This window comes from Streptomyces sp. NBC_01013, assembly GCF_045162765.1.
Taxonomy (GTDB): Bacteria; Actinomycetota; Actinomycetes; order Streptomycetales; family Streptomycetaceae; genus Streptomyces.
In genome coordinates, this window is sequence record NZ_CP108687.1 from 2,441,553 (window position 1) to 2,453,283 (window position 11,731).

The following is an 11,731-nucleotide window of genomic DNA, read 5'->3' on the forward strand; positions in this document are numbered from 1 at the left end:
GACGCTTTGCGTTTCATCCCGATTCCCACCGCACAGAGGGAACACATCCATGAACCGAAGATCGTCACTGATCAGCCTGATCACCGCGGGAGCGTTCCTCGCCTCGGTCGCCGCCGTCTCGCCGGCGCTCGGGGCCGACGACAGGGCGGGTGCGGACCACGCGCCCGGGCCCAAGGAGCGGAACGCGCACTGGGTCGCCGCGTGGACCTCGATGCCGCAGCTGACGGAGCCCTCCAACATGCCGCCGGCGCCGTTCACCGGGGACGACTCCGTCCTGACGGACACGACCCTGCGGCAGACCGTCCACGTCTCGGTGGGCGGTGACCACATCCGGCTGCGGTTCTCCAACGCCTTCGGCGGCGCGGCGCTGCCCCTCACGAAGGTGTCCGTGGCACTGCCGCTCGACGGCCGCGCCGGTACGGGCGCCATCCGGGAGGGAACCACACGGCGGGTGACCTTCGGGGGCAGCGCATCGGTCACCGTCCCGGCCGGCGCGCAGGCCGTGTCCGATCCGCTGGACTTCCCCCTCGCACCCGGTTCCAACCTCACGGCGACGGTCTACCTGGCCGACGGGCAGGCATCCACCTCCATCACGTCGCACCCCGGTTCACGTACGACCTCGTACCTCCGGTCCGGGGACCATCTCCAGGATGCCGATCTCCCCGGGGCGGCCACCGCCGATCACTGGTACTTCCTCAGCGGAGTCGAGGCCTGGTCCCGGAGCACCACCTCGGCGACGGCGGTGCTCGGTGACTCACTGACCGACGGACGGGGGTCCACCACCAACGGGAACGACCGCTGGCCGGACGTGCTCCAGCAGCGGCTGGCAGCCGGCCTAGGCACGGCGGGGACCTCGGTCGTCAATCAGGCGGCAGGCGGGAACCGACTGCTCAACGACGGCCTCGGCCCGAACGGGCTGGCGCGGCTGGATCGCGACGTGCTGTCCCAGAGCGGTGTCGACCGTCTGATCGTCTTCGAGGGCATCAACGACATCGGGACGGCCCCCGCCACACCCGCGGCCCAGAAGCAGACGGCGCAGGACGTCATCGGGGCGTACGACCAGATCATCACCCGGGCCCACGCTCTGGGGATCCGGGTGTACGGAGCGACGCTGACCCCCTTCGGCGGCAACACCGGATACGACGACCCGGACGGTTTCCGCGAGGGGGCGCGGCAGACGGTCAACACCTGGATCCGTACCAGCGGCCGCTTCGACGGGGTGATCGACTTCGACCGCACCGCGCGCGATCCACAGAATCCCCGTGCTCTCCGCGCCTCGGTGGACGTCGGCGACCACCTCCATCTCAACCCCGCGGGCTACCGCGACCTGGCCGACGCCGTCCCCGCCCGCCTGTTCCGGCAGTCTCCGCTGCCCGCCGGCTTCGGCTACAACTGACCGCAGGGCAAGGGCGGCCCGCGCACCCGCACCCGGGGCGCGGGCCGCCCTTTTGCCGATACGGCAACAGAACTCGCGGGCACTTCGGCGGGCATCGCATGATCTTGGCCCCAGCCGGACGCCGATACGGACCGGCGCAGGCCGCCAGCCCTGGAGGAAGCATGCCGCAGCAGCCCTACCCGGTCCCGGACCTCACTCACCGCCTGGTGCCCTCGCCGGCCGGCCGGATCCACCTGGTCGAGCAGGGAAGCGGACCTCTGGTGCTGCTGGTGCACGGCTTCCCCGAGTCCTGGTACTCCTGGCGCCGTCAGCTGCCGGCACTGGCTGCCGCCGGCTACCGGGCGGTCGCCGTGGACGTGCGGGGGTACGGTCGCTCCTCCCGGCCCGGGGACGTGGCCGCGTACCGGATGCTCGAACTGGTCGAGGACAACGTGGCCGTGGTGCAGGCGCTCGGCGAGCGGAGCGCGGTGGTGGTCGGCCACGACTGGGGAGCCACGATCGCGGCGAACTCCGCCCTGGTCAGGCCGGACGTCTTCCGGGCGGTCGGACTGCTCAGCGTGCCGTACTCCCCGCGCGGCGGTCCGCGGCCCAGCGAGGTCTTCGCGGGGATGGGCGGGGACGAGGAGTTCTACGTCTCCCGTTTCCAGGAGCCCGGCCGGGTGGAGGCGGAGATCGAGCCGGATGTCCGCGGTTGGCTCGCCGGCTTCTACGCCGCCTTCTCCGCCGACACCATGCCCGCGCCCGATGCCCCGGACCCGCACTTCGCCGGCCGCGGCACGACGCTGCGCGAGCGGTTCCCCGCCGGCCGTCCCGGCTGGCTCAGTGGCGATGAACTTGACTTCTACGCAGGGGAGTTCGAGCGGACGGGACTGACCGGCGCGCTCAACCGCTACCGGAACATGGACCGGGACTGGGAGGATCTCGCCGCTTTCGACGGCGCGCCCGTCACACAGCCGTCGATCTTCCTGGGCGGCTCACTGGACGCGTCCACCACCTGGCTGGCCGACGCGCTCGCGGCGTATCCGACCACGCTGCCGGCCCTGGCCGCCTCACACATCCTGGACGGCTGCGGCCACTGGATCCAGCAGGAGCGAGCAGATGAGGTCAACCGGATCCTGACGGACTGGCTCGCTTCCCTGCCACGCTGAACCGGCCCCGCCCAGAGGCGAACCGGTCAGACTCGCCTCCGATGCCACCCGCCCCGGACGGCCCAGGAGGCACCAACTGCCCATAACAGCGCAGGCGTTCATGGCGAACACACATTTTCGGTCACCAGCGACTTCCCTCCCCCGCATACTGGGAGTTCACTGGTCGTGACGAGTGGTGACGCAATCGCCGTGCACGTCAGGCGGTCCGCTGCCCCGGGCCCGCCGGGCCCGGATCGCCGGCCCGGCCCTGCGGAGGAAAGAGGACAGCGATGACAGCCGCCACTCCCGTGACGCTTCCTCGGCGGGATCCGGCCGTCCGGACGCGTGGTCACGTTCGAAGAGCTCCACGGGTCGCCCGCTGCGACCGTCCGCCCCGCCGGCCCTGATCCGCTCCTGCGGCGGTCGCCGTCGCAGCCGGTTCATGGCCGTACGGCCCCTCCTGACGCCGGTGCGGACAGCTGTCCCCGATGACGCGGCTTCGTCGAAGCGCCGGTGGACAACGTCGCGTTCACCACCTGCCGCCCCGGCCCCGTGCGTGCGCGTTCCTTCCGCGCGTCCCCCTTCCCTGTTCATATCGTCTCGACGAGGTGCACATGAGCAAGTTGGCGCTGCCAGAGTTCCACATGCCGTTCGAGAGCGCGGGATGCCATCCGGGAGTCGAGCAGACCGGACGAGCCGCCTGGGAATGGGCGGCGGCCAGTGATCTCGTCCTGTCACCGGTGGCCCGCAAGAAGATGATCCGGACCCGGCCCGAACTCTGGATATCCCTGATATTCCCCGAGGCATCACAGGAACACCTCGACCTCTTCTGCCAGTGGCTCTTCTGGGCCTTCCTCGTCGACGACGAGTTCGACGACGGCCCGGCAGGCCGCGACCCACAGCTGTGCGAGAGCGCGATCTCCCATCTCGTGGACGTGCTCGACGGCTCACGTGCGCCGGCCGGTCCCATGGAACACGCCCTGGACGAACTGCTGGTCCGCACCTGTACCGGCCGGTCGGCGCAATGGGTCCGGCAGTTCCGCCGCGACACGGCCGCCTGGCTGTGGACGTACTACGCGGAGGCAGTCGACCGGGCCGCCGGGCACGTGCCGAGCACGGCCGACTTCGTGAAGCACCGCCGTGATTCGGTGGCCATGCAGCCGTTCCTCGACCTGCACGAGATCACGGCGGGAATCGACCTGCCGGAATCGGCCCGCAGCCTTCCCGCCTATATCGCCCTGCGCAATGCGGTGGCCGACCATTCGGGGCTCTGCAACGACATCTGCTCATTCGAGAAGGAAGCCGTCCTTGGGTACGAGCACAACACCGTCCGGCTCATCCAGCGGGATCGCGGCGGCACACTCCAGGAAGCCGTCGACGAGGCGGGAATCCTGCTGGCTCGCATTGCCGACCGGGTGCAGCGAGCCGAGAAGGAACTGGTCGAGGAAATAGAGGCGGCGGGAATCGGGGGCCTCCCGCGAGCCGCCCTGGAGCGCTGCGTCCGGGACTACCGAGGGCTGGTCCGCGGCGACTTCGACTACCACGCACGAGCGGAGCGCTACACCCGTCCGGACCTCATGGAGATCGACGAACAGGACTCCATGTCCCGCAACTTCGCGGCCTGACAGGACGTACGGCGCGGAAGCACCCCTCCACGACAGCGAGTTTCGGACAATCGTCATCGCCGGGGTGCGAGGCTTCCCGGTCGCTTCGCGGCGGCCGGAAAGCTGTGTCGCCGAAACGGCCCCCTGCGATCACCGATCCCTCGGGGCTCCGGCGCGGCGACGGTCGTCGGGTGCCGGCTGCCGGTCAGGTGCGGATCGACCAACCCGGTTAGCACCGCGGCACCGCGGCACCAGCACGGGTCCGGCCGATGGCGTGTGCCCGCAGGCCGGGGTGAGGACGCCATCAACGGGTGCCGAAGCGATACGCCGCGCGTCACGCATTCACCGCCACCCCCTGAGTGACAACCACACAAATCGCCCTCGTGTGTCCACGGTGGACAGGGGACGTTCACTCGGAAGAGGGCATTGGGGAAAGCGCGAACGTTTCTGCGTCGCCACCTGGTGGACCCTCGGGTTAGGTTCACCGACTGTCACCTCACCGACCGTCCCCACCGGCTGCATGCGGGCCCCGAGAACGTCCGGCGGGCCCTGCACTGCGAGGAGAGGCATCAATGACCCAGACGTCGGCCCCCACGGAATCCTTCGTGCAGGCCCCGCTGCCCGAGCCGTGCGGCCGGGTGTACCGCAGGGGCGGGCGCACGGTGGTGGCGCTGCGCGACGAGATCGACCTCGCGACCGCCGCCCTCATCGCACCGGCGCTGGACGGGGCGACGGCGGACGGCTCACCCCAGCTGGTGGTCGACCTGACGGAGGTGAGCTTCCTTGACTGCTCGGGACTGACGCTGCTGTGCCGCGCCCGGCGGCGTGTGCTGGACCGCGACGGGCGGTTCTGGCTCGTCTGCGGCTGCCCACGGATCCTGCGTCTGCTGCGGGCCGGCCGGCTGCACGATCTGTTCTGTCCGGTGGCCACCCCGGACGAAGCCTTCCGGGCGCCGGAGCCCGCCGGACCGGCAGCTTCCTGAGCAGCCCCGCAGGCGCGCCACGCGGCCCCCGGCCCACCGGCCGGGGGTCCTGCGGACGTCAGTTCTGCGCGGCCCAGAACTCCTCGAACGTGAGGAGCCCGTCCCCGTTCGCGTCGTGGGAGTTGATCACGGCCTGGGCGACCGTCTCGGTGACGTAGGGGTCACCCAGCTGAGCCATGACGCTCTTGTACTCGACAGCCGAAATCAGCCCGTCGCCGTTCAGGTCGTACCGCTCGAATGCCTTGCGCGCCGACTCGATGTCCGCCACTTTTCCGCCCCTTCGTATGACTGTCTGACGGAGGTCAGATTAACGGGCGCGACGGGTGGCCCTCGCGGCGGCCGGTCGTCGATCATGGGTGTCCCGTCCATCGCCCGGCGGCCGGCGGCCCTAAGGGCTGTCCCGCAGTTCCTGGTGGATCAGCGCGCGGCGTCAGATGCGGTGCATCGCAAGGCGGAGAGGCGCCCGCATACTGCATGTACTCGGGCGTTTCGACAACGCGGCGAGGTGCCGTAGCTGTCGTCGTGCGCCCGCCAGGAATTGCGGGACAGCCCTTAGCGGGGAGTCTCACGGCCGCCTCCGCGCTGCCGGGCGCGCCGGAACTGGCCCTGCGGGAGATCCACGATCCGGAGCACCCCCGGGTGACGCGGGCGCGGAAGTTCCGTGACGAGGTCCGGGTCTGGGGGGCCGGGCCGAGGGCGGTGTACTGATCCTCGGCCGCGGTGTGGCGGGCGCTGGGAGACCGCGATCGAGGTGGCCGGGGCGGCGCGCGGACAGCGGCTGGGCGAGCGGCTCGCGCGGGCGGCCCGGCATCTGGTGCCGGACGGCGTGGTGTGGGCCCAGCAGTCGCCCGGGAACGCCCGCAGTGTGCGGACGTTCCAGGTGGCGGGTTACCGGCCGGTGGGCTCGGAGGCCCTGCTGGTCGCCGGGTGAGTCACCGGCCGGTGCCGGGAGACGGGGTCAGCGGAAGACTCCGGTGTGGCCGAGCGAGTAGCGGCCCGGCTGGGGGTAGACGGCGAGGCCGTGCGGTCCGCTGCCGACCGGGATGCGGGCCAGTTGCTTGCCGGTGGCGGTGTCGATCGCGTACACCTCGGCGTTGTAACGCCCGGACAGCCACAGGACCTTGCCGTCCGCCGATACCCCGCCCATGTCCGGGCTGCCGCCGTTCGGGAGGTGCCACTTCTTCGCCAGCTTCTTCTGTGCGAAGTCGAACACGGAAACCGAGCCCTCACCGCGGTTGGAGATGTACATCTCCTTGGCGTCTCGGCTGACGTAGAGCCCATGGGTGCCCTTGCCCGTGGGCAGCAGTTCCGGAGTGGTGAACTTCTCCCCGTCCAGTACCCACATGCCGTTGGCCACCATGTCCGCGATGTAGAAGGTGCTGCCGTCGGGTGACAGCTTCACGTCCTGCGGCATGGCGCCCTGGAGCGGCAGCTTCTGCTGACCGACGACCTTCATCTTCGCCGTGTCGACCTTGAGGAGTTCGCCGGAGAACTCGCAGGAGACGATGAAGTACCGGCCGTCGGCGGAGAAGTCGGCGTGGTTGACGCCCGCGCAGCTCACCGGGACGGTCTTGGCCGTCTTCATGGTGTGCGCGTCGCGGAAGACCAGTTCGCGGTCCATCGACGCCATCACGATGGCGTACTTGCCGTTCGGGGTGAAGTAGAGGTTGTACGGGTCGGAGACATCGACCGTCTTCCCCGCCTTCCCGGTCGCCGGGTCGATGACGGTCAGGGTGTCACCGACGTCGTTGTTGACCCAGAGCGTCTTCAGGTCCCAGGACGGGACGACGTGCTGCGGCTGACGGCCGACCGGAATCGTCTCGATGACCTTGTACGTGGCGGGGTCGATCACCGAGACGGTGTCGGAGTTGGTGTTGGGCACGTACACCCGGGACGGGAAGCCCTTGACGGCCGGCGACAGCTTTCCCGGGGCGTCGGCCGCGTACACGTTCCTGGCGTCGAGCACCGGTGGCATCCCGGGCAGTCCCGGCGGCGCGGGCGGGGTCCTGTGCTTGGGCCGGGCGGGCGGAGCGGCGGCCTCGGTGGGGGCGTCGGAGGAACTCTTGTCCGCGGGGCCGGTGCCGCAGCCGGTGAGAACGGCGAGGAGCAGTCCCCCGAGCAGGGCCGCGGTGCGTGAGGTGGAGGGAGACATCAGGTCAGCAGCTCCGTGGTCGTCACCGCACGCAGTTGGCGGCGGTCGAGTTCGGTGAGGAGGAGGGGCAGTGCGGCGACCGTGTCCGCATAGCCGAAGTGCATGCTCACCACCGATCCGTTGCGGATCTCCCCGGCCACCTTGCGCGTGACGGCCGCGGCACCGGGCGAGGTGAAGTCGAGGGAGTCCACGTCGTACGAGAGGACGTGCGGGTATCCGGCCCGGGCGGCGAGCCGCTGGACGAGCGGGGTGGCGTACTGGGTGCGCGAGGGCCGGAACCAGGTACCGATGGAGCCGGTGAGCCGGCGCAGCCGCTGGGCGCAGTCGGTGATCTCGGCGTATGCCCGGGTCTCGTCCATCGAGGAGATGTCGACGTGGTGCTGGGTGTGGTTGCCGAGGTCGTGGCCGCCGTCGAGGATTCGGCGGGCCATCTCGGGGTGCTCGTCCAGCCAGCTGCCCACGGCGAGGACGGTGACCCTCGCCCCGGCGCGCTCGGCCGCACCCAGGACGGTCCGGGCGACGGCGGGATCGCCCTGGCCGTGGAAGGTGAGGGCGACCCGTGCCCGGTCGCGGGGGCCGTGGTCGATCTGGGCGGGCTGCCCGGGGATGCGGTGCGGGGCGGGCGCGGGGGCGTGCGCCCCGGAGGTGGCGGCCTGCCTCTTCGGCGCCGGGTGAGTGAGCGGCTCCGCCGGTGCACCGGCGGCTTCCGGGTCCGCGCAGCCGGTGGCGAGGGCGGCCGTGAGGGCGGCCCCGGCTCCTGCGCGCAGGGCGCTGCGGCGGTGCACCGGTCTGTCGGAGGCGTTCATGCGCAGAACATTAAGGGCGTGATGTCAGGAAAATAACAATTGACCCCATGGTGGCCCCGAAGGTCACACGGATGCGCACACCCACCCCTCGGGCGATCAATGAATCACCCCGGGAAAACCCCATGCACTCACTGTTTTCCAGGCGAGTGACCCAACACACCTGTGATTCATTGTGAGAATGTCCATGTATGTCTAATTATGCACAGAAGGCGGCTTTGGCGATGGACTCGTCCGTCTGCCATAGTCGAGGACACGACCCCCATCGACCCGGGCCAGGTCGTCATAAGCGGCCGTGAACACACCCCCCATTTCACGGCCCCCACACAGAAGCCCCCGAAGCGCCGCACCACGGCCGAACCGGGGGCTTCTGTGCATCCGCCGTCGACGGCCGCCCGGGTCAGCGGTCGGAGGTGCGCATCTCGAACCAGGTGGTCTTGCCGCGCGGCAGCAGGTCCACACCCCACCGGTCGGAGAGCTTGTCGACCAGGAAGAGCCCGCGCCCACTGATGTCCATCTCCTGGACGGGCATGAGGCACGGCAGCCCGCGCGAGGGGTCGCGCACCTCGATCCTGATCCAGCCGCGGCGCCGCACCATCCGCAGCCCGAAGACCCTGGCACCCGTGTGCCGCACGGCGTTCCCGACGAGTTCGGACACCAGCAGAACGGCGTGCTCGGCGGTCTGCGGGGAAAGCGACCACTGGCGCAGCACCACACAGGAGGTGATCCTGCGGGCGGTGGCAGCGGACTCCGGGCGAGAAGGCAGCCGGACTTCGTCCTCCGTCGGATTTCCGAACAACTCCAGCGCCTTGAACGCCTGTTCGTCCTCGACGGCCGGCATCCTCCGTGCCGCTGTCGCGCCGCTGCGCTGTTGCGGCTGCTCCACACCCTCCAGGCCCGCCATGGACACCATCATGGCTGCACAGCGGGCGTTCCGTAGCCGTTCCGCGGGAATCCCCAACCCGGAACAAGGCATTCCGCACCGGGCTAAAGGCATATGCCGGTGGCAGAATGCGGCTTCACACACCCGCGCTGACCTGCGCGGATGTCACACCTGAACGGGTTCGACGGGGCGAACGGAAGGCTGAGCCTTAAGGTTGTCTTAAGGCTCAGCTAATCCGCCCACACGGATGAACGCACGCCCGGGCGTTCCCAACTGGCGTTCGGTCAGAGGAACTTGGCCTTGCCCGGGCCCTCCTCCACAAAGCTGCGCATTCCGCGCTCCCGGTCCTCGGTGGCGAAGAGACCGGCGAACCAGGTCCGTTCGATCGTGAGGCCCGTATCGATGTCCGTCTCCAGGCCGGCGTCGACGGCCTCCTTGGCGGCGCGCAGCGCGAGTGCCGGGCCCTTCGCCAGCTTGGCGGCCCAGGCGTGCGCCTGCTCGTACACCTCGGCGGCGGGCACCACACGGTCCACCAGTCCCATGGTCAGGGCCTCGTCGGCCCGCACATGACGGCCGGTGAAGATCAGGTCCTTGGCCTTGGCCGGACCCACCAGCCGGGCGAGGCGCTGAGTGCCGCCCGCTCCCGGGATGAGTCCGAGCATGATCTCCGGCTGCCCCAGCTTGGCGTTGTCCCCGGCGATCCGGAAGTCCGCGCAGAGGGCCAGTTCGCAGCCTCCGCCGAGCGCGTAGCCGGTGACGGCGGCGACGACCGGCTTCGGGATCCTGGCCACCGCGGTGAAGGAGTCCTGAAGCGCCTTGGACCGGACGACCATCGCCGGATGGTCCATCGCCTGCATCTCCTTGATGTCCGCGCCCGCCGCGAACACCTTCTCCCCGCCGTAGATCACCACGGCACGCACGTCGTCGCGCCGGGACGCCTCTTCGGCAAGCTCACGCAGCCGGTCCTGGGTGGCGACGTCCAGGGCGTTCATCGGCGGACGGTCCAGCCGGATCGTGCCGACACCGCCGCTTACTTCAAGGGTTACGGTCATGAGAGGCAGGTTAACCGGCGCTAACGCCGGGCCGGACAGGGCCGGGTCCGGTGCCGTTCGTCACAGCCGGAAGGCCCGCGCGGCCCGGGTCCCTCGTCCCGGGCCGCGGCGTGCGGCAGCGCTCCCCGGCTCAGCCCTCGACCCAGCCGTGGTTCCTGGCGAACTGCAGCATCGCCTGGCGTACCTGAAGAATGTGCTCCGCCGTGAGTCCGGGAGCCGATTCCAGCAGTACTTCCGTGACGTCCCGCACGTACTCCTGCGAGTTGAGGACGTCGCACAACACGTCGTCCCCGTCCAGGGGCTGCCTGGTCGGTGACTCGGAGCGCCCCGGGAAGACCGGCGCCGTGGCCGCCGCCCCGTTTCCGCTGCCCGCGGCGAGTTGCACCGAGGACGCCTTCAGGCCCCGGTCGCCCTGCTCGATCTCGAACTCGACCAACAGGCCGGGCCGGAGAGATGTCTCGGGAATGCGAAGGTCGTTCACGTGCAGGAAGACGTCCTCGCCACCGTGGTCGGGAGCGATGAACCCGTAACCCTTCATGCTGTCGAAACGCACCACACGACCGATGACCATGGGAACCACCCTCTCAGCGAATCCCGGACCCGTGTCCGGGACCATCCCTGCCGCGACCGGCCGTCCGGACCTCGTACACCCACTCCGGACGCGCCTTGCGACTACCTGACCGCTACCGTCCCGGACGTCATTGCACCGCACGTGACACCCGGGCCTCTATGGCCGGCAACGGCACACCATCTTGTCAGTCCTCCGCGCCACCTACGGCCGGTGGGGCGCGGCGGAGGAGTCCCGCTGTCCCAGCGGCGGGTCCACCTCGTCGAGGAACGTCCGCATGACCTGACGGAAATGTTCCGGTTCCTCGAGGTGGGGCAGGTGGCTGGACTCCTCGAAGATTTCCCAGCGTGCTCCTGGAATGAGGTCCTGGAACGGTTGCACCGTGGCGGGGGTGGCCTCGTCGTGACGCCCGGAGATCAGCAGGGTGGGCACGTCGACATCGGGACAGAGGTCGATGACCGACCAGTCACGCAGCGTGCCGTTCACATGGAACTCGCTGGGGCCGTTCATCGCGTAGTAGACGGTGGGGTCGTTGTACACCTCGTAGAACGAGGCCAGGTAGTCACGGGGCCAGGGCGCGAGACGGCAGACGTGACGCTCGTAGAAGGTGCGCATGGCCGCGTGGTATTCGTCCGTCTCGGTGGTTCCGGCCGCCTCGTGCCGGAGCAGCGTGTCGTTGACACCGGGCGGGAGCTGGTCCCGGAGGACCTTGGCCTCCTGGAGCCAGAGCGGATAGGAGGCCGGCGAGTTGGCGATGACCAGGCCGCGCAGGCCGGCCGGACGTGCCGCGGCGTGGTGGGTGATGAGCATGCCGCCCCAGGACTGGCCGAACAGTACGTAGTTGTCGGCGATCCCGAGACCCGTGAGCAGGTTGTCGAGTTCGGCGGCGAACAGGTCCACCGTCCAGAAGTCTGCTCCCCGGTCGGGCAGATGGCTCGATCCGCCGTTCCCGATCTGGTCGTAGTGCACGACGGACCAGCCGTCTTCGGCCAGGTCGGAGAGGTTCTGCAGGTAGTCGTGGGTGGATCCCGGACCCCCGTGCACGACCACGAGCGTGGGCCGGTCTGAGCGGAGGTCGCCCGTCACCCGGTACCACGTCTCGTGCTCGCCGAACGGCAGGGTCCCCTTCGCGCTGGGTGCCACGGTCACGTCACTTCGCCTCG

The 11,731-nt window shown here is 69.8% G+C and carries 11 protein-coding genes and 1 pseudogene; 5 read left to right on the forward strand and 7 right to left on the reverse strand.

What is annotated here, in order from left to right; genetic code table 11:
• Positions 1-49: 49 nt before the first annotated feature.
• From OG538_RS10375 to OG538_RS10390, 4 genes are all read left to right on the forward strand, one after another.
• Positions 50-1,396, forward strand: a complete 1,347-nt coding sequence (locus tag OG538_RS10375; RefSeq protein WP_406092314.1) for an SGNH/GDSL hydrolase family protein — start codon at positions 50-52, stop codon at positions 1,394-1,396.
• Between the two features lie 161 nt (positions 1,397-1,557).
• The gene (locus tag OG538_RS10380; RefSeq protein ID WP_406092316.1) at positions 1,558-2,544 is read left to right on the forward strand and encodes an alpha/beta fold hydrolase; all 987 of its coding nucleotides are present in this window, start codon (positions 1,558-1,560) and stop codon (positions 2,542-2,544) included.
• Between the two features lie 623 nt (positions 2,545-3,167).
• Positions 3,168-4,148, forward strand: a complete 981-nt coding sequence (locus OG538_RS10385) for a terpene synthase family protein (protein ID WP_406100052.1) — start codon at positions 3,168-3,170, stop codon at positions 4,146-4,148.
• Between the two features lie 551 nt (positions 4,149-4,699).
• The gene (locus OG538_RS10390; protein ID WP_406092318.1) at positions 4,700-5,110 is read left to right on the forward strand and encodes an STAS domain-containing protein; all 411 of its coding nucleotides are present in this window, start codon (positions 4,700-4,702) and stop codon (positions 5,108-5,110) included.
• 58 nt (positions 5,111-5,168) lie between these two features.
• Here OG538_RS10390 and OG538_RS10395 read toward each other — a convergent pair whose 3' ends face one another.
• On the reverse strand, positions 5,169-5,378 hold the full coding sequence (locus OG538_RS10395; protein WP_406092320.1) for an EF-hand domain-containing protein: 210 nt from the start codon (positions 5,376-5,378) through the stop codon (positions 5,169-5,171).
• A 296-nt stretch (positions 5,379-5,674) separates the two neighbouring features.
• Here OG538_RS10395 and OG538_RS10400 point away from each other — a divergent pair.
• Positions 5,675-6,041 (forward strand): annotated as a pseudogene (locus tag OG538_RS10400) (GNAT family N-acetyltransferase); the annotation flags it as partial.
• Between the two features lie 27 nt (positions 6,042-6,068).
• Here the strand turns inward: OG538_RS10400 and OG538_RS10405 are convergent.
• The 6 genes from OG538_RS10405 to OG538_RS10430 all read right to left on the reverse strand — a co-directional run bounded on the left by OG538_RS10405 (position 6,069) and on the right by OG538_RS10430 (position 11,717).
• Positions 6,069-7,262 carry a hypothetical protein gene (locus OG538_RS10405; RefSeq protein ID WP_406092322.1) on the reverse strand — a complete coding sequence of 398 codons (1,194 nt, stop codon included), beginning with the start codon at positions 7,260-7,262 and terminating at the stop codon, positions 6,069-6,071.
• The gene (locus OG538_RS10410; RefSeq protein WP_406092323.1) at positions 7,262-8,068 is read right to left on the reverse strand and encodes a polysaccharide deacetylase family protein; all 807 of its coding nucleotides are present in this window, start codon (positions 8,066-8,068) and stop codon (positions 7,262-7,264) included. The genes OG538_RS10405 and OG538_RS10410 overlap by 1 nt, the downstream gene beginning before the upstream one ends.
• A 397-nt stretch (positions 8,069-8,465) precedes the next feature.
• Positions 8,466-8,981 (reverse strand): ATP-binding protein, encoded by a 516-nt coding sequence (locus OG538_RS10415; protein WP_406092325.1) that lies wholly within the window; start codon positions 8,979-8,981, stop codon positions 8,466-8,468.
• Between the two features lie 251 nt (positions 8,982-9,232).
• Positions 9,233-10,000, reverse strand: coding sequence for an enoyl-CoA hydratase/isomerase family protein (locus OG538_RS10420; RefSeq protein ID WP_406092327.1), 768 nt, complete (start codon positions 9,998-10,000; stop codon positions 9,233-9,235).
• A 130-nt stretch (positions 10,001-10,130) separates the two neighbouring features.
• On the reverse strand, positions 10,131-10,571 hold the full coding sequence (locus tag OG538_RS10425; RefSeq protein WP_406092329.1) for a cold-shock protein: 441 nt from the start codon (positions 10,569-10,571) through the stop codon (positions 10,131-10,133).
• A 201-nt stretch (positions 10,572-10,772) separates the two neighbouring features.
• Positions 10,773-11,717 carry a proline iminopeptidase-family hydrolase gene (locus OG538_RS10430; protein ID WP_406092331.1) on the reverse strand — a complete coding sequence of 315 codons (945 nt, stop codon included), beginning with the start codon at positions 11,715-11,717 and terminating at the stop codon, positions 10,773-10,775.
• Between the last annotated feature and the right edge of the window lie 14 nt (positions 11,718-11,731).

Excerpts from the sequence above, each read along its gene's own strand:
- OG538_RS10375 (WP_406092314.1), top strand. The coding sequence starts at position 50 with ATGAACCGAAGATCGTCACTGATCAGCCTGATCACCGCGGGAGCGTTC.
- OG538_RS10380 (WP_406092316.1), top strand. The coding sequence starts at position 1,558 with ATGCCGCAGCAGCCCTACCCGGTCCCGGACCTCACTCACCGCCTGGTG.
- OG538_RS10385 (WP_406100052.1), top strand. The coding sequence starts at position 3,168 with ATGCCGTTCGAGAGCGCGGGATGCCATCCGGGAGTCGAGCAGACCGGA.
- OG538_RS10390 (WP_406092318.1), top strand. The coding sequence starts at position 4,700 with ATGACCCAGACGTCGGCCCCCACGGAATCCTTCGTGCAGGCCCCGCTG.
- OG538_RS10405 (WP_406092322.1), bottom strand. The coding sequence starts at position 7,262 with ATGTCTCCCTCCACCTCACGCACCGCGGCCCTGCTCGGGGGACTGCTC.
- OG538_RS10410 (WP_406092323.1), bottom strand. The coding sequence starts at position 8,068 with ATGAACGCCTCCGACAGACCGGTGCACCGCCGCAGCGCCCTGCGCGCA.
- OG538_RS10415 (WP_406092325.1), bottom strand. The coding sequence starts at position 8,981 with ATGATGGTGTCCATGGCGGGCCTGGAGGGTGTGGAGCAGCCGCAACAG.
- OG538_RS10420 (WP_406092327.1), bottom strand. The coding sequence starts at position 10,000 with ATGACCGTAACCCTTGAAGTAAGCGGCGGTGTCGGCACGATCCGGCTG.
- OG538_RS10425 (WP_406092329.1), bottom strand. The coding sequence starts at position 10,571 with ATGGTCATCGGTCGTGTGGTGCGTTTCGACAGCATGAAGGGTTACGGG.